This window comes from Corynebacterium sp. CCM 9203 (assembly GCF_041357675.1).
Lineage (GTDB): Bacteria > Actinomycetota > Actinomycetes > Mycobacteriales > Mycobacteriaceae > Corynebacterium.
Genome location: NZ_JAUERY010000001.1, coordinates 83,772 through 100,891, shown reverse-complemented (window position 1 = coordinate 100,891; position 17,120 = coordinate 83,772). Strand labels below are relative to the sequence as shown.

General features: G+C 59.7%; 13 protein-coding genes and 2 tRNA genes. 4 read left to right on the top strand and 11 right to left on the bottom strand.

Going from position 1 to position 17,120, the window contains the following annotated elements; all coding sequences use genetic code 11:
- Window positions 1-412 precede the first annotated feature (412 nt).
- Window positions 413-1,240: a serine hydrolase domain-containing protein gene (locus tag QWU44_RS00435; RefSeq protein ID WP_370913748.1), complete on the bottom strand. Its 828-nt coding sequence runs from the start codon at window positions 1,238-1,240 to the stop codon at window positions 413-415.
- Window positions 1,241-1,266: 26 nt separating this feature from the next.
- On the opposite strand from QWU44_RS00435, the gene QWU44_RS00430 reads away from it, so the two are divergent.
- Complete coding sequence (locus QWU44_RS00430; RefSeq protein WP_370913747.1) at window positions 1,267-2,592, top strand: alpha/beta fold hydrolase; 1,326 nt, start codon at window positions 1,267-1,269, stop codon at window positions 2,590-2,592.
- A 58-nt stretch (window positions 2,593-2,650) separates the two neighbouring features.
- Here QWU44_RS00430 and QWU44_RS00425 read toward each other — a convergent pair whose 3' ends face one another.
- From QWU44_RS00425 to QWU44_RS00415, 3 genes are all read right to left on the bottom strand, one after another.
- Window positions 2,651-3,979 carry a dicarboxylate/amino acid:cation symporter gene (locus tag QWU44_RS00425; RefSeq protein ID WP_370914272.1) on the bottom strand — a complete coding sequence of 443 codons (1,329 nt, stop codon included), beginning with the start codon at window positions 3,977-3,979 and terminating at the stop codon, window positions 2,651-2,653.
- A gap of 408 nt (window positions 3,980-4,387) precedes the next feature.
- Window positions 4,388-5,191: a TRIC cation channel family protein gene (locus QWU44_RS00420; RefSeq protein ID WP_370913746.1), complete on the bottom strand. Its 804-nt coding sequence runs from the start codon at window positions 5,189-5,191 to the stop codon at window positions 4,388-4,390.
- Window positions 5,192-5,358: 167 nt separating this feature from the next.
- Window positions 5,359-5,432, bottom strand: a tRNA-Ile gene (locus tag QWU44_RS00415).
- 186 nt (window positions 5,433-5,618) lie between these two features.
- Here QWU44_RS00415 and QWU44_RS00410 point away from each other — a divergent pair.
- Window positions 5,619-5,694, top strand: a tRNA-Asn gene (locus QWU44_RS00410).
- 60 nt (window positions 5,695-5,754) lie between these two features.
- Here QWU44_RS00410 and QWU44_RS00405 read toward each other — a convergent pair.
- On the bottom strand, window positions 5,755-6,705 hold the full coding sequence (locus tag QWU44_RS00405) for an ornithine cyclodeaminase family protein (protein WP_370913745.1): 951 nt from the start codon (window positions 6,703-6,705) through the stop codon (window positions 5,755-5,757).
- A gap of 230 nt (window positions 6,706-6,935) precedes the next feature.
- Between QWU44_RS00405 and QWU44_RS00400 the strand changes: the two genes are divergently transcribed.
- The gene (locus QWU44_RS00400) at window positions 6,936-7,181 is read left to right on the top strand and encodes a hypothetical protein (protein ID WP_370913744.1); all 246 of its coding nucleotides are present in this window, start codon (window positions 6,936-6,938) and stop codon (window positions 7,179-7,181) included.
- A gap of 233 nt (window positions 7,182-7,414) precedes the next feature.
- On the opposite strand, the gene dnaG is transcribed toward QWU44_RS00400, so the two are convergent.
- Window positions 7,415-9,322: a DNA primase gene (gene dnaG / locus QWU44_RS00395; protein WP_370913743.1), complete on the bottom strand. Its 1,908-nt coding sequence runs from the start codon at window positions 9,320-9,322 to the stop codon at window positions 7,415-7,417.
- Between the two features lie 115 nt (window positions 9,323-9,437).
- On the opposite strand from dnaG, the gene QWU44_RS00390 reads away from it, so the two are divergent.
- A complete protein-coding gene (locus QWU44_RS00390; protein WP_370913742.1) occupies window positions 9,438-9,929 on the top strand; it encodes a ribonuclease domain-containing protein in 492 nt (163 codons plus the stop codon).
- Window positions 9,930-10,321: 392 nt separating this feature from the next.
- Here QWU44_RS00390 and QWU44_RS00385 read toward each other — a convergent pair whose 3' ends face one another.
- The 5 genes from QWU44_RS00385 to QWU44_RS00365 form a co-directional block, all read right to left on the bottom strand.
- Window positions 10,322-12,601 carry a collagen-binding domain-containing protein gene (locus tag QWU44_RS00385; RefSeq protein ID WP_370913741.1) on the bottom strand — a complete coding sequence of 760 codons (2,280 nt, stop codon included), beginning with the start codon at window positions 12,599-12,601 and terminating at the stop codon, window positions 10,322-10,324.
- 377 nt (window positions 12,602-12,978) lie between these two features.
- Window positions 12,979-13,338 carry an ArsR/SmtB family transcription factor gene (locus tag QWU44_RS00380; RefSeq protein ID WP_370913740.1) on the bottom strand — a complete coding sequence of 120 codons (360 nt, stop codon included), beginning with the start codon at window positions 13,336-13,338 and terminating at the stop codon, window positions 12,979-12,981.
- Between the two features lie 6 nt (window positions 13,339-13,344).
- Window positions 13,345-14,604: an MFS transporter gene (locus QWU44_RS00375; protein ID WP_370913739.1), complete on the bottom strand. Its 1,260-nt coding sequence runs from the start codon at window positions 14,602-14,604 to the stop codon at window positions 13,345-13,347.
- A gap of 472 nt (window positions 14,605-15,076) precedes the next feature.
- The gene (locus QWU44_RS00370; RefSeq protein ID WP_370913738.1) at window positions 15,077-16,372 is read right to left on the bottom strand and encodes a deoxyguanosinetriphosphate triphosphohydrolase; all 1,296 of its coding nucleotides are present in this window, start codon (window positions 16,370-16,372) and stop codon (window positions 15,077-15,079) included.
- A gap of 39 nt (window positions 16,373-16,411) precedes the next feature.
- A complete protein-coding gene (locus QWU44_RS00365; protein WP_370913737.1) occupies window positions 16,412-17,098 on the bottom strand; it encodes a YdcF family protein in 687 nt (228 codons plus the stop codon).
- Window positions 17,099-17,120 lie beyond the last annotated feature (22 nt).

Genomic DNA, 17,120 nt, shown 5'->3' with positions numbered 1-17,120 from the left:
GCGGAGACGCGCATAGGCAGCGTCCGCCTGAGCAACAGCGAACGGATCCGGCGTGGTGGTGCCGTAGCCGTCGCGTAGGGCAGGCGTTGTAGAGCATGGTGATTGCTGTTTCACGGATGTCCTCGCAATGGGCAGCACGAACACCATGTCATCACGGCTGAAACGCACGATGGTTACATCATGCGAGTGATCCCGCGGTAGACACGGTGCAAGACGAGGTTCGTCTTCCCCAACGGCCTCTGTCCGCGCCCCCGCCTGTCCGACTAAACTCCTGCCCCGTGAAAAGAGCTATCAGAGAGCAATGGATGAACAACAGCGGGCTATCCTGACCCCAGTTTCAGGCAACATAGATCACACCGGCAACTCTCGACACCAACTTGATCCCCCCATTTTTTCAACCTCAAGTTGAGAATCACTCGGTGTCGAGTTTCCTCCACACCGCATCATTGGTCTCTGCCCAGAGCGGTTTCGCCCAAGCACCGAAATCCCGGTCGGTCAGCACGACCATGGCCCGACGCGTCGGTCGATGCACCCAAAAATAGGTACCTGACTGACCAAAATGTCCGGCCGTATCGTCCGGCATCGACGCCCCGGTCCAGTGCGGGTTCTTGCAACCCCGAATCTCGAAGCCGAGACCCCAGGGGCACGGTTTCTGCATGCCGTAGCCGGGAACCACGCCATCCAGTTCCGAGAACTGCACCTCGATCGCTTCCGCCACAGTCACCGGATGAAGCAGAACCGGATCAAGGACTTCCCGTGCAAAGACCGTCAGGTCCCGGACCGTGGACACGGCCCCGTGGCCGGCGGACCCCTCCAGCGAGGTCCCTGTCATACCGAGCGGAGCGAAGACCGCCTGCCGGAGATATGAGGCGAAATCCATCTCGGCTTCAGCGGCAATGACATCAGCGAGGATCTCGAAGCCTGCGGATGAGTAGATCCGTCTCACCCCTGGTGCCCGCTCCAGCTCCCGTGAGGCGAAACCAACGCCACCAGCATGGGAGAGAAGCTGCCGGACTGTCGCCCCATCTGGCCCGACCTCCGAATCCAACTCGAAGATCCCCTCCTCAACCGCCACAAGGACGCCCCAGGCGGAGAGTAGCTTGGTCACACTCGCCAGCTCATAGGGACGTTCAGCGTCACCGATGGATCGTACCTTCCCGTCCGCGATCACCGCCGCAGAGACGTGTTCGACGGGCCAACCCGCGACAGAATCGAGGAACTCGGTAACACTACGCTGCATATCGGTGATTCTAACGGGTGTTTAGAATGAACTACCCCAAAAAGCCCACCAACCGCCCACAAAATTCCGAGAGCGCATACTCCATGTCAGCGACGTCCTTCAGATCCCGACCAGTACTTGCGGCTCTGATCACCACCGCCATCCTCACCACCACAACAAGCATCGCCACTGCGACTCCCCCCGATCCGGCCCCTAAACCGGGACAGGACGCAGTCCTTTGGTCAGGACCACTGCCCGATCACGGTATTCCCGGACCAGAGCACCCCACCCGGGTCTTCACCGACGGCACCCCACTCGACATCAGCGATGACACGACATTCACCTACTCCACACTCAATTCGGACAACGTCGAGATTCCAGCTACCGCACTGCTGATGCGAACACGCCGACCGTGGACTGGACCGGGGGAACGCCCCCTGGCGGTAATCGCGCCCGTCACCCAGGGAATGGACGACGTCTGTGCATTCTCCAACGTCGTCCGCACAGGTATTACCTTCAGCCCAGCGCACCCCGAGCTGTCCGCGACCGCACCGGATTATTTCCGTGCGCACCTCTTACTTGATCGGGGCATCGATGTCGTCGTCACCGACTATCCCGGACTCGGATCACCCGGCCTTCACCCCTACATGGACAACGTCGCAACGGGTCGCGCCGCTGCAGATGCCGGCATCGCAGCCCTGACGCTGCTCAACCGGCCGGGAGCTCCCGTTGTCGCCACCGGCCATTCACAGGGAGGGGCCGCAACAGGTTGGATGGCAGAGAATGCCCACGAGTACACCCCGGAGCTCAATCTACGAGCGGTCGCAGTCTCTTCACCCCCCTACAATTTCCGGCAACTGACAGCGGATGCTGATGGCAGCCTGGCCATGGGCCTGATGCTGATGGCCACCGACACCCAGATGCGTCATTCCCCGACGATCCGGGCGGAGATGGAGCGCATCCTCACCGACGAGGGCCGACAGATGATCGAGGACATGCGGCGAACATGCACCCCCGGAGTTTTTCTTCCGACAGCGTTCCGGAAGGCCTCGTCCCTCACCACCACGGGTGAGAGTCTCATCGATGTCATCGACCGGATGCCCGAGGTAGGTGCAGAGTTCCACAGGCAGGAACTCGGGACCCAAGCACCGACTGTTCCCGTCCTGCTGACCTATCACATGTCTGATCTGGTGGTGAACGGCCACGACTCGAAGACTCTCGGGGAATCCTGGCGTGCCCACGGCGGAGATGTCAGCGTCATCGAGGCGCCGGATTCTCCGATCGCACGAGCACTGATGACCGGACACCCGGACCCGGCTGTGACACACGTCCCACCGATCGTCGATTGGTTGGCCCGGCACCTGGAGAACTGAGCCGAGAAAAAGGAGGCCCCGATTATTCCGGGGCCTCCTTTTCAGATGGCTGGCATCGTCAGCGTTCTGCGCTGGCTGCCGTTCGGTCGGATGCGAAGAGTTCCTCGTCGAGGATTCCCTCCCGTTTGGCGACGATGGTGGGGATCAACGCCTGACCTGTGACGTTGACCGCGGTACGCCCCATGTCCAGGATTGGGTCGACGGCAAGCAAAAGTCCGACGCCTTCGAGCGGCAAACCGAGTGTGGACAGCGTCAACGTGAGCATCACAATCGCACCGGTGGTGCCCGCAGTCGCTGCGGAACCGATGACGGAGACGAACACGATCAACAGGTAGTCAGTCAGTCCCAGATTGATGCCGTAGAACTCCGCCACGAAAATCGCGGCAATGGCAGGATAAATCGAGGCGCAACCATCCATCTTCGTCGTCGCACCGAGCGGCACCGCAAAGGACCCGTAGGCACGGGGCACTCCCAACGCACCAACCACAGTCCGTTCGGTGACCGGCATGGTGCCCATCGAAGAACGACTCGCGAAACCGAGGGAGGTAACCGGCCATGCCTTGCGATAGAACTGTGCGATCGACAGTCCGTTGAATTTCAGTACCAGCGGGTAGACGACACCGATCACGAGGGCGAGACCGATGTAGATCGCCAGGACGAAACTACCGAGGGAGCCGAGGGTCTCCCAACCGTAGACTGCAACCGCCTTGCCGATCAGCGCCGCGGTACCGATGGGCGCGAGCCGGATGATCCACCAGAGCACCTTCTGGATGATGGTGAGCAGTGAACGGGCGACTCCGAGCACAGGCTCCGCATCCTTACCGACCTTGACAGCAGCGATACCAAAAGCGATGGAGATCAGGAGCAATTGCAGAACATTGAAATCGGGGTTGACAGAGAGATTGTCACCTGAACCACGCACCCAAAGGTCAAGACCGAGGATGTTACTCGGAACCAGGGACTGGATGAACGCGGACCAGCTTCCAATGGATCCGGGAGCCGCAGCCGCAGCAACATCAATGCTGGCACTACGTCCGGGGTGCATCAACAGACCGATACCGATACCCACGAAGACCGTCACGAAGGCAGTGATGGCGAACCAGAGCAGTGTTTGCCACGCGAGACGAGCCGCATCGGTGACCTGACGGAGATTCGCAATCGACGTCACGACAGCGGTGACCACTAGCGGTGGAATGAGAACCTTGAGTAGACCGACATAGGCCGATCCAACCGCCGTCAACGTGGTGGCAAGCCAATTTTCGCCACCGATGGATCTGGCGACGAGGCCGAGGATGAGGCCGGCGATCAGACCGTAGATGATCTGGGCGCCGAAGCTGGTCAGCGGATTCGAGCGCTTCGTGGGCGCCTCGGCATCGGGTTTCTGCACCCCGTCAGAGCGTGCAGGAGAGCCGGAGATTGATGTAGACACGTCAATGTTTCCTTAGAGAGTTTGGATTCAAACGAGTGGTATGGATTCACGAACACGGAGAGTCGCCGCACAGTCCGACTGCGGTTCCACGGGACACGCGGGCGTTCTGTCGCGCAGTTCAATACAAACGACAGCAATCACGCCTGAGTCTGAGAGTCAGCGACAGCGGCACAGCGCACACATGTACGGGCGACAGCGGGCGACCACTCGGGTCGTGACGTCGGGAGACATGCGCGGGGGCTGACGGAAGCTCATGCCGACGACCCTACTCTGTACCGATCTGTATGGTCAATATAGACATATCTGTCTATATTTTTTCGATGGGTAACCCCAGTTCAGGACAGTGAATGAAAGTATCTCTCAGAATCAGTCAGAGCGACCCGGATCCTCCCCACCCGAATCGCGCCACCGTCGACGCTCCTCGGCAACTCCCTCGGCATGACCCTCACGCCTCCCCTCAGCGATTCCCTCACGTTCCCCCTTGCGCTCCGCCCGTTTGAGCGCCTTCACCATCTGGGCCGCCGTCATGTTGACCGGCGCCCACTCCGGATTCGCAGGTAGAACCCAACCACGCCAATACGCGAGAATCGCAAAGCCCGCCCCACAGACGGTGGCCACAATCATCCCCACACCATCATGACCCGCCCAGTTGAATGCGACCATCGTCGTCGCCGCCGTGATCGCAGGCGTGGCATAGAGCGTGTTCCCACCGAAGATCGACGGAATCTCCCCACACGCGACATCCCGGATCATTCCACCACCGACCGCCGTGAGAACCCCCATGAATACCGCCGACGCCGCAGGCAGCCCATAGTTGAGCGCCTTCGTCGAACCGGTCACCGCCCACACACCGAGAATCACCGCATCCCCGTGCACCCGAAACAGTTCCCAGGGCCGCCCCTTGAGATGAATGACCATGGCCAGCACACCACCGGCGACGGCGACACCCATGTACATCGGCTCTGCGATCGCCGCCGGAGGCCCCTGCTGCAACAACGCATCCCGAACCATGCCACCCCCGAGCGCAGAAAGCAGGGCCAGCACCGAAAAACCGATGATGTCGAAATTCCGTTGCCGGGCAATCGTCCCGCCAATCGCGCCATTGAGCAAAACGCCAATCAGATCGAGACTTCGGTATATCCCCAGGATTGAGGGGTCGACAGTGAGCATGAAATCTATCCGACCACGAATAAACCACCCATGCCACCCCACACACCGGGGGTGGCATGCAACCACCCCCGAAACGGCTTTCCACAATCGCCCGGCTCCCGACAGGCAAGGACGACAGAAAGAGACAGCACGAAGCCCCGCCACCAACAGGCAACGGGGCTTCATTGTGGGGCCGCCGGGGCTCGAACCCGGGACCAGCGGATTATGAGTCCGCGGCTCTAACCGACTGAGCTACAGCCCCCGACCGCCGGTGAGAGAACGACGGTCGGGAGCCAGTATAGCCACGATGCAACCTTCGGAGCACACCGGGATAATCACCCCTCGACCGGCATCCCCCAAAAACCTCATTGGCCTGGCAATTTGCTATCACACACAGGCGTCGATATAGTTACTTCTCGTTGCCGGGTTACAAGCCGGGACACGATATTCCCCCATAGCTCAATTGGCAGAGCATTCGACTGTTAATCGAAGGGTTACTGGTTCGAGTCCAGTTGGGGGAGCCAAAGAAAGGGCCGAACGGTTTTTCCGTCCGGCCCTTTTACATATCAAGCAGGTTCTGCCGATCAGTTCCGGGCCCCAGTGTCCATCGTGTCTACCAGCGTCCGCATCAGCGCCCAATCCTGCACTGCGACCCCGACTGATTTGAATATCGATACCTGTTCCGGCTCATGTGCGACGTTTCCCTCAGTGAGCGCCGATCCGAGGGTGCGGAGTTCGCACCGGTCTAGTACCCCGGATTCCAGGGCTTCGATGACTTCTCCTGCTTCGGTGGTCACCGCCTGGATGTCGTCGACGAACAATGATGCCTGTGCGACATCATCTCCCGACATTTCCCGCATTTCTGGGCGGTAGGATCCGATGAGGTTGACGTGGGACCCGGGTTTCAGGTCGTCGAGGGAGAACAGCGGTGCCGTCGATGGGGTGGCACAACAAATGATGTCCGCCTCCGCGACCGCGTCCCTGGGGTCGGTGGTTGCCGTGAAGCGCACTCCGTGGAATTCCTTCTCGACCCGGTTGATGCATGCGAGGGCTGAATCACGTTTGAGTGATGTGACGGTGACTGAGGTGATGTCGCGGACGGCGAGTACAGCTCTGATCTGGTCGGGTGCCTGACCTCCCGCACCAATGACGGTGAGGTTCCGGGCCCCGGGAAAGGCCAGGAGGTCCGTGGCGACTCCACTGATAGCGCCCGTTCGCATGGCTGTGGCTTCTGCGGCGTCGACGCCGACGTGTCGTTCGGTGTGCCATTCTTCCCATGTGAGTGTTCCGGAGAGGGCGGGTCGACGTCCGGTGAAGTTCGCCGACAGGGATTTCACCGCGAGGGTTTCGCTACCGATGTGCCGGACCGGCATAACCAGGAATCTTCCATCACCCGGCGCGAGTCGCAGTGGGATTTCGAAGTCACCCTTGTGCAATCCAACCAGTGCATCACGCACTTCGGCGATGAGGGTGCGCATATCGACGGATGCGCGTAGTTGCTGGTTGTCGAACCAGGTGGTGTTAGGTGATTCCACGTTCTTCTCCTCGGAGGTCAGTGAATGTTCATGTGCGGTGCACCGTCTCCGTGTCCTGGTTCCGGGCACGGAGACGGTGCAAGACTAACAACCTTCTCTTCCTGTCTTTCGGGTACCTGCGTGGGTCACTTGGCTCGCCGCTCCGCCAATTCGCCGCGCCTGGTTTGATCGCTTCGGTAGAGTGGGCAGAGCGTTGTCCTATGTTCTCTACCAAGGAGTATCCCTCACCCATGATCCAGTTCGTCGTTGGTGCGGCAGCAGGTTACGTCTTCGGGACGAAAGCCGGGCGAAAGCGTTACCACCAGATCAAGAAGGGGTACAGCCTGGCGGTCGAGTCCCCTATCGCTCGGGCTGCTGTGACCGCGACTAGGAAGGCCGTCGCCAACAAGCTTGATCCTGAGCCCCGTATGCGGGAGGTCAAGAATCTCAGAGGTGACAATCCGGATCAGACAGTTCTTGAACCTGACAGAGATTGACCGTTCTTCTTGAGCACCGCCGTCAGTATTTCCGTGAATCACCATGCCGTGTTGGTACTGGATCTTTTACGGTGTTTGTCGGCGGTCCGCAGCTTCATGCTCCAGCAGGATCCCGTCTCAAATCGACTGGTCCCGCCGGGTGTTCCGTTTTCTGCGGCCGAGACAACACCGAAATCAACCTCTGCGGATCAAACTGGACTCCGGAATCTCCGCAGGTGATGTGAGATGCGGGGTCATCCGGTCCTGAATGCCCGGTCGAGTAGTTCCCGACGCGCCTGCTCGAGTGCGACGAGATCGGCGAACATCGAATTGTAGGCGAGTTCGTCATCCGAGGGGCGCATCCGTTGTAGCTGTCCTTTGAGCTGCGCGATCTGGTTTCCCACACGAACCTCCTGCAGTCGGGAGAGCACGCTGTCAGTGTATTTCTCCAGTTCCTCCGAGTCACAGTGGATCGGTTCTACTGCAAGTCCGGAAACCAGTGATTGCCCGAGGAAGTCATCCATCTCGCCTGCGACCTTCGACAGCCAGTCGACACCGTCGTGGGCATTTCCGCATCCACCTGCGTCACCGATGGCACGACGGATGGCCTGATAAGTGGGATGTGTGAATGCATCGGCGGGTAATCCGTCGAAGTACCCGCCGGCATGCTCGGGATACTGCAGCGCTAGTTTGAGGCTCTCACGTTCCGGCCAGAGCCGGGGGGTACGCTGGTCAGGCATTTCCAGGGCGGATTTCGACGGCATATTGGCCGATGGTGTTTCTGCGTTGTCGAACCTTCGCGCACGCCGTGGCTCTTGTTTTCTCTTCGGACGCCGAGCCTCGGCCCGTACCTGGTCGAGGACTTCGGTGGGGTCCGCCCAACCGACCCAGCCTGCAAGTTGGCGGGCGTATTCGTTGCGCAGGGTCTCATCCCGAATTCCGGCGACCACTGGTACACCCCGACGTAGTGCTTGGAGGCGCCCGTCCGCTGAATCAAGGGGGTAGTCGGCGATCATGGTCCGCACGACAAACTCGAACATGGGTACTCGCCTCGCGACGAGATCCCGGACCGCGACATCGCCGCGCTCCAGACGGAGATCACACGGGTCCATGCCGTCGGGAGCCACCGAGACGTAGGACTGCCCGGTGAACTGCTGATCCCCTTCGAAAGCGCGCATCGCGGCCTTCTGGCCGGCCTCGTCTCCGTCGAAGGTGTAGATGAGCTCACCACGGAAGTAGTTGTCGTCGAGCATGAGACGGCGCAGTATCTGAAGGTGTTCTTCACCGAACGCAGTACCGCATGCCGCAACCGCTGTGGTGACTCCGGCCGCGTGCATTGCCATGACATCGGTGTACCCCTCAACGACAACAGCCTGGTGCCCGGAGGCGATGGCTTTCTTCGCGTGATCGAGCCCGAACAGCACCTTTGACTTGTGGTACAGCAGAGTGTCGGGGGTGTTCATATACTTGCCCATCTGATCATCATCGAAGAGCTTTCGCGCTCCGAAACCGATGACGTCGCCCGCGAGATTCCGGATGGGCCAGAGAAGACGCCGGTGGAAGCGGTCGATGGGACCACGTTTCCCCATGGTGGTGACACCGGCCGCGGTGAGTTCCTTGACATCGAAGCCTCTCCGGAGCAGATGCTTCGTCGTCGTGTCCCATCCGCCGGGCGCGTATCCACAGCCAAAGCTCCGGGCGTGTTCGGCGGAAAAACCTCGGTCAGTCAGGAACGCGCGGGCGGCGGCCGCCTCCGGCGTCTCCAATTGTTCCCGGTAGAAGGCGTGGGCGGCTTTGTTGACGGCGACGAGTCGTTGCCTGGTCCCCGGTTCTTCACGGCGCCCGGGGCCACCTCCCTCGTAATTGATGTGGTAGCCGATCTTCTCGGCGCAGATCTCCACGGCCTCCGGGAAGGGAATCTGTTCCATCTTCATCAGGAAGCTGAATACGTCCCCGCCCTCCCCCGTCGAGAAACAGTGAAAGTAGCCCCGGTTCGGGCGAACGTGGAAAGAGGGCGTCTTCTCGTCCTTGAAGGGGGAAAGGCCTTTCAAGGAGTCACTGCCTGCGGGTTTGAGCTGGACGTACTCTCCGACGATCTCCTCGATCGGGGTACGCTCACGGATCGCCGCAATGTCACTCTCCGGAATACGTCCCTTTGCCATGACCACCACTGTAGTGCCGGAGCCACGGGTGCGAAGACTGACCTCGCCTCCGACAGTGATTCGATGGCACCGCCCAGACCCACGGTCAGACCGGTGTCCGTGCAATCATGGGGGAATGAACAATCGCCGACTGCTGGGCACCATCGCCGGAGCCGCCCTTGTCCTCGGTGCAGCGTGGTTCGGTATCGATCTGGGCGGAGACTCCGCGCCTCAGTCCCGGCCGACGTATCCGACCACCAGCTCGTCGACGACACCTTCCTCACCCGCACAGGCGGGGACACGGTCTCCATCCGCGGCACTGAAACAGACCTGTCCCCTGGGCACTCTCCCCGACCAGACTGAAATGGTAGTTTCCGACATCCTCGCGGGCGGCCCATTCAATTATCCGTCGCACGATGGAACACATTTCGGCAACTACGAGCAGCGGCTACCAAGGAAGAACACCAGCTACTACCGGGAGTACACGGTGGAGACCCCGGGTCTCGGGCACCGCGGTGAACGTCGCATCATCACAGGCGGTGGGACTGATCGCGACCCGGACGTCTGGTACTACACGGATGACCACTACGACAGTTTCTGTCTGATCCCGGATGCAGAGGAGAAGTGATGGAGCTGGAACCACGGACAGTTTCGCTTGACCGTGCGGCTGCCACCGACGAGTCCACCTGGTTTTCCGCCCTTTTCAGAGCCAGTGGAGCCGGGAACGGGACGCCTATCCCCCGGAACCTGGACTCCCTCGCTGATTTTCTCCGTGAACGCACGTATCTGAGAAAAGTCATCTGTCATGGTTTGGAGCACTGGCCTCGGGAGCGACGGATTGGATTGTGCACCGTTTTCCTGGATACCGGTGTCGATCTACAGATGAAGTGATCCCCACGGTGTGATGTACCACCATGGGGATGACTTCCTCATCATTCGGTGTGCCTATCGAATAGCTCCGAGGCCCATCGGAGCTATCCGATCATCTGACGCGGAGGTCAGTGCGCGACCCGACGTCGGTTACTGCCCTTTCCGCCGTTTCGACGCCAGCAGTAGACCACCGAGAAGCATCGCCACAACAGCGATGAATACGATCCAAACGACGTCAGCACCTGTCGCAGCAAGTACCGCGTTCCGCGGAGCCGTCGTCGTAGTCGGCTGGTTTTCCGCCGGGAGAACGGCTGTTGTCGTCGGTGCTGCTGCCGGCGCTGCTGCTGGTACCGCAGGCGCTACGAACGAGGATGCTGCTGGTACAGCCAGAGACGCGAACAGCGCGATCGTCGCCACAACCGCAGGCAATATACTGTTGGACGGTCCCACCGAGGAAGAAGGATCCTCCTCTTCCGGAGGCGTGGGCTCCTCTTCCGGAGGCGTGGGCTCCTCTTCCGGAGGCGTGGGGCCCTCTTCCGGAGGCGTGGGGCCCTCTTCCGGAGGCGTGGGGCCCTCTTCCGGAGGCGTGGGGCCCTCTTCCGGAGGCGTGGGCTCCTCTTCCGGAGGCGTGGGGCCCTCTTCCGGAGGCGTGGGGCCCTCTTCCGGAGGCGTGGGGCCCTCTTCCGGAGGCGTGGGGCCCTCTTCCGGAGGCGTGGGGCCCTCTTCCGGAGGCGTGGGGCCCGGCGTGACAGCGGTGTACTCGTTGACGAAATGCGCGGTGGGAAGAGCCGTGGCAACAGTCACGGTCTGAGCATCAGGTTCTTTCAGCGCATAACCGGTGACCTGCGCATCTGTTGCGTCCTCCGAGATGACGCACGCTGTTCCGATTGGTGCGTCCGAGACAACGTCCACCTTTTCACCGTTCGCTGTGACGCGAACGTCTCCCGAGGTTTTCTTTGGGTCATTGCAGGAGTATCTGAATGTGAATTCGCGATCCGGCTGTGCCGGGGAAATCCCCTGCATCGTCTTCGTGATGCTGAATCCGGCGACGGGTTTCGTGTACTTGTTCGTGACCTGGACGTTCGACGTGGAATCTGCCGCGATACTCACCGGGTTACCGGTGTAGGTCGTTTCAACGTGGTAACCGTCACGGTCCGCTGAGGATTCCTCCTCGCTGATCGTGCACCGGGTTCCTTCCGGCAGGTCGGGCCCGCTCACCGGAGTAGCGTCACCGGGCACCTCAAGCACTCCCGAGGTGGTGCTGGCGTCATCACACGTGTAGGTGATCCGGAATTTCTCATCTAATGATGGTGTGTAGTCACCACGGACGTTCTTCACCACCGAGAAGGATCCGGTACGAGGGGTGGCTCCGCAAGGCACCTTCACCTTGCTGGTGAACGGGAAGAAGTGTTGTTCACTTCCGCCCAGGGTTCCTCCCTTTATGACCAGGGTTCCCTTAATGTGGGCACTGTTCTTCTGCAGATCCGCCAGTGGTGCGAGGATCGATCCATCAATGGAGTCACCGTTCTGGTAAATCTGTGTGACATTAGGCATGTTCCACAGGATCGCCTTCGGATCACGGCCACCCGCCATGTTCATCCTGAAGGTGACCGGTTTATAGCCGACAACGTTGACGATGAGGGTCGAGCCAGAGTTGACGTTGGGGGACTTGCCCTGGAATTTCAGCTCGGTGAGTTTACTGATCTCCTCGGGGGTCACCGACCAGATGTTTGTTTCTCCGGGCTTCAGATCGATACTGACTTTCGTACCCTCACCCTCCCAGACCACCTTCGGTTCAACGGCGGCCCCTTCATCGGCTGCGGCTGCAATCTGAGCGCTAATTTTTTGGGCCTTCTCCTGGGATCCGAAGATTTTCTCGAAGGCTCCAGCCTCATGGACCGTGTCGTTGTATTTATTATTCAGCACAACCCTGGGTCGACTGTCACGGGTTCTTCCTTCGGCAACGACGAATTTCATTACATCTCCGCTGCCACCTGCCCGAGTAAACTCGACTCCCTCACGATCTTCCAGTATCAGATCTCCGTGCAAGATCTTGAACTCGCCGGATGTCGGAGCACCAAGGTTCAACTTTCCAGCGACCAGACCAATTGCCCGATCATATCCCTTCACCCTGGCGATGTCCTTGGGGTGCAGAACAACATTGGTCTCACGGAAACTGAGGGTCCCGCCAACCCCCATCGAACCTTCACTCTCAGCATTCGCCGTGAGGTCCTCGAACGCGACGACGTTCCAGGGACGATAGTCTTCCATCGGGTCAATCTCACAGGTTGCCGTACTCGCTCCATCCGCACCGTTGGCTACTGAGGGAACAACACACGTCACCATTCCCAGCATCAGAGCAGAGCTCACGGCGGTCATCCGCTTCAGAGCACCCTGCAGTCGGCGACTGTGCACCGAGTTCTTGATCATGGCCATTCTTTTCCCATCAGACTAGTCGGACACATGTGATCTGTCTTCCGTGCATGCACTTATGGACACTGTCACCCACCCTCGCTCAACCGAATTTCTCCGGAATCAATTTGATAGAACTATAGGGATTGATCATTTCAAAATTGATACGGAAACAATCCGAACCAATTTTAGTACTACCAAATTTGAGCGCCAGGACGCACAGCACGCTCACTTTATAGCCGACTTTTGAAGGAACTCATAACCGACAGAAGGCGCCAATAAATAAATGCCCAAAACTACCCGCTACCGATTACCTGGATACACATTTTCCTTACGATAAAGAAAAATAAATACACCTCAATGGCCTGTACTAGAAAAATACCCCCGGGGGGAACCTAGCTGTGTCGAGGTTCCCCGCTCAACACATGATCCGCATGATTGACAGCTTCGGAAATGAGCCGAACCAAGTGCCCATCATCCATACGGTAGATAACACGGCGGCCATCCTTACGGGTCTGTACCAGTTTTCCGGCTCTCAGCTTGGCGAGATGCTGCGACACGACCGTTCTCGACGCTCCCGTAACCGCAACAAGATCGGTGACCGAGTATTCGGCACCACGCAGTAGCACAAGGATGTGGAGACGGGTCGGCTCAGCAAGGAGCTTCATCGTCGCAGCTCCGGTATCGAGCAACTCATCCGTTATCGACGGATCATGGTTCAGAGATGCGGGGGGATCCTGATGCTGGGTATCCATGCCTTCTCACGCTACTGCGGTCGTCCTCCGGATTGCTGACCAACCCGCAACCCCTCCCAGAACGGTCAAGACAAGGAGGGCTCCGGACGCCACGGTCAATCCGAACCTGACCCCTATGAAACCTGCCACGGGATAGGTAACCAGGTAACAGGCGTGCGACAGGGAGAACTGGGCTGCAAAAATACACGTATATGCATCAGGCTCGACATTCCTGCGCAGAACCCTGGACATCGGGGTCTGCAACGCTGACGTAGCGGAGCCCAAGACAAACCACAACACGATAAGTAAAGCCCAGAGCCCATATCCGTCGTAATGGGCACCTCTCCACAGAATCGCCATCACTCCTACAAGAGCCCCCACTCCTGCGCCTGCTCCACACACCATCACCCGAACATCACCGACAGCCGAGAGCATCCTGGGCAGGACAAGCGCCGTCATCAGGGATCCCGCCCCAAACGCCCCCAGGGTTATAGCGAGGGCCGTGTCGCTTCTCCCCATCTCCCCACGAACGATGACAACCGTGTTGATCATCACCATGGCCATCGGTGCCGCGACCGCAAGATTGAACCACAACACCCCACGCAGTTCCGGCAGGGAAACCATGAGGCCAACACCACGGAACATCCGGGCGAAAAATCCCCCCTCAGCAGACTCCGACAACTGGGGTCGTACGGGGAGCTTCGTCCCGATAACCATCAACGCCGAGACAAAGAAACCCATCGCCGTTCCGATGAACAGATTGTGGTAGCTCATCACTATGAGCAGAAGAGCTGCGACAGCGGGGCTGGTGATCTGTTCCACGTCATAGGCCATCCTGGAAAGTGACAGCGCATTGGTGTAGTCGTCCTCATCAGGAAGAACCTGGGGGATGACGGACTGGAACGTTGGAGTGAAGGTGGCCGAAGCCGCCTGCAGAAGGAATATCGCGACGTAGAGCTGCCATTCAGAATGAATGAAGGGCAAGCAGAGAGCTATCGCAACGCGGATGATGTCCGCGGTGATGAGAACCGGCTTATCCGGCAGCTTCGCAGCCATCGCAGTAATGGTCGGTGCACCGATCACGTAGACGAGAATTTTTATAGTCAGCGCTGTCCCGAGAACAAGCCCGGCATCCCCTCCCGCAATGTCGAAGGCGAGCAATCCCAGGGCGACCGTAAGCAAGCCGGTGCCCACGAGCGCAACGATCTGCGCTGTAAAAAGCCTCCTGTACGTTCGATGACGGAGAACACTCAGCAGCGGTGAAACCCTGGCCTTTACGGTTGTCATACCGCCCCCGTTTCCTCGTTATGGCAAAGTCTCCGGCCACTGGACCGAAACCCTGCGTGAAGCACGGTCTAATGTGCATTAGTGCGCACACTTAAAAACATTAGACCGTTCCACACCTCTACACAACGTCCGCATCATCAACAGATCGATGGCTCCGGCGGCATGAGTACGACAGACCCCGGAGTCGGGGCCACGTCGAGACGGTGTGACACCCCCAGCCTCCACTGCCACCGCCCCACCACGCAGCCAGAAAAAGGAAACTCACCAACCCCATTAGGACACTTCAATCCCCCGAATCATTTTCTTCCTGATCTGATTCGAGACGAGTGGAGTACGCGACTTCTCCACCAGATGAGACATCACGGCCTCATCGACAAACACGTGACGATAGTGCCGGAATGTTGCGTTCCCTTGTCTTGTCTATCTTGGGGACGGTCGACTCTCCTCCCTCCCCTACGCCTCTGATGCATGACTAAATGTAGTACCCGGCGATTCCGGTGGCCTGCTTTGCCGTCCGCTCCAGGCGAGATTCAGTCATCGAGGCGATCTGGTCGATGATCACCCGGGACCGTGCCGCGTCGCTGTCAGCTTCTGTCCACCAGGCGGCAAATATCGGGTCGAGGGTACCTGGTGCTCCGAAGGTCAGATAATCGTGCACCCTGGCGATCCTCTCCCGTTGACGGTCCTGACGTTGTCGGTGCCGACTTTCCTCCATCACGTAGAGCACCGCAATCGTCTTCAGCATCTGCACTTCCGATGCTGCAGCCGGAGGAACCACGAGTCGACCATGCATTCTTCCGAGCGGTTGACCGTCAGCTTCAGCGAGCGTCGCGGTGACGGTGGCTCCCACGTACCGCCCCACAAGTTCACTCGTCAGCGCCTTGAGTGCAACGAGAGATGAGAGCGAACCGTCGTAGTCCGCTGCTGCCGCAACGACTGGGAGCTGACGCAGGGAATCCGCTGCGGAGATCATTTCCTCCGGATCTCCGCCGAACGCCTCGGCCCCCTTCTCCGCGAGTTCCGCGAGTTCAAAGAGGTCCCATAGAACCTTCAGACTGATTCGGCCGGAGCAGATTCCATCCTCGACGTCGTGTACGGAGTAGGCGACATCATCGGACCAATCCATGACCTGACCTTCGATGGACGGTCGGAAGTCTTCCGTCCGGTGCCCCTCACGGATCCAGGCGAGCAACTCTGCTTCTTCTTCGTATGCACCGTATTTCCGGCGCACCGTCCCGTCGGGTGATACCCGTGTCCACGGATATTTGCAGGCGGCATCGAGGGAGGCTCTGGTCAGGTTGAGGCCGTGCGGGGTGCCGTCGGTCGCGAGGATTTTCGGTTCCAGGCGTGAAATGATCCGCAGCGTCTGGGCGTTTCCCTCGAATCCACCACATCCGGCAGCGAGTTCATCGAGGGCAACCTCTCCGTTGTGTCCGTAGGGAGGATGCCCGATGTCATGGCAGAGCCCGGCCAGGTCAGCAAGGTCAGGATTCACCCCGATACCGGAGGCGATTCCACGGGCTATCTGGGCTACTTCAAGGGAATGGGTGAGCCTCGTCCTGGGGGTGTCTCCGTCCCGTGGGCCGACAACCTGTGTTTTGTCAGCGAGCCTCCGCAGTGCGGCGGAATGAAGCACCCTGTCCCGGTCACGTGCGAAGGCACTGCGACTGTCCACTGTTGTAGCGATCATCTGGCTACCTTTGGGCTTCTCATCACAGAAGCGCGCGGAATCTTCGGTGGTGTAGTGATATCGGGCGAAACTGTCCACGGCTTTTCGACGTCTCCTCCGGGATCGAGGTGTTCTGGGTCAGGTCCTGTCGCGGTCGAGGTGTCGATAGCGGGTGTTTCTCGACGGTCGCAGACGCCCCGCTGCAGCACGTAACGCATGTTCCAGCTTATCGGCTGCCGGCGCAGAAAACGGTAGCCGACGTAGATCGGCTACCGCGAGCCCGGCGGATTCGTGGAGTAGTGTCCACGCCCAGGGTGCCCCAGGGAACCGTGTCGGCGTTCCAGGGGCCGGGGCCGTCGAAACCCGCCCGAATCCGACCTCCCTGGCTATCATCCTCGCCCGCAGACAGTGGTTCGGATCAGTGACGATGATGACCTCGCCGCGTCCTCCTTTTTCCTTGACTACCGCCGAGAATGAACCCCGGGTGTCATTCCCCACCGGCACGGCCTCGATGGAATCCGGGGTGACGCCTGCCGCCTGAACGTAAGCAGCCCCCACGTCGGCTTCCGTGTACCGATCTCCCGGAAGACAGGAACCGACGGTGATGATGCGGAGAGCGGGGTTCCGTCTCCACAAAGTGATCGCGTGATCGAGGCGGGCTGCAAACTGCGCGCTAGGCCGACCGTCGTACTGTGCTGTCCCCGGGATGATGAGCGCATCAGCCCGCCGAGGATCAGGGGGCCGACGGTGCGGCTCCAGCAGTATCCGCAGAGGCCAGAGAATCAGCACGACCGCCATCGGTAATACTGGGGCAAGACGGTTCATGGGTCCCAGTGTGCCACTCATC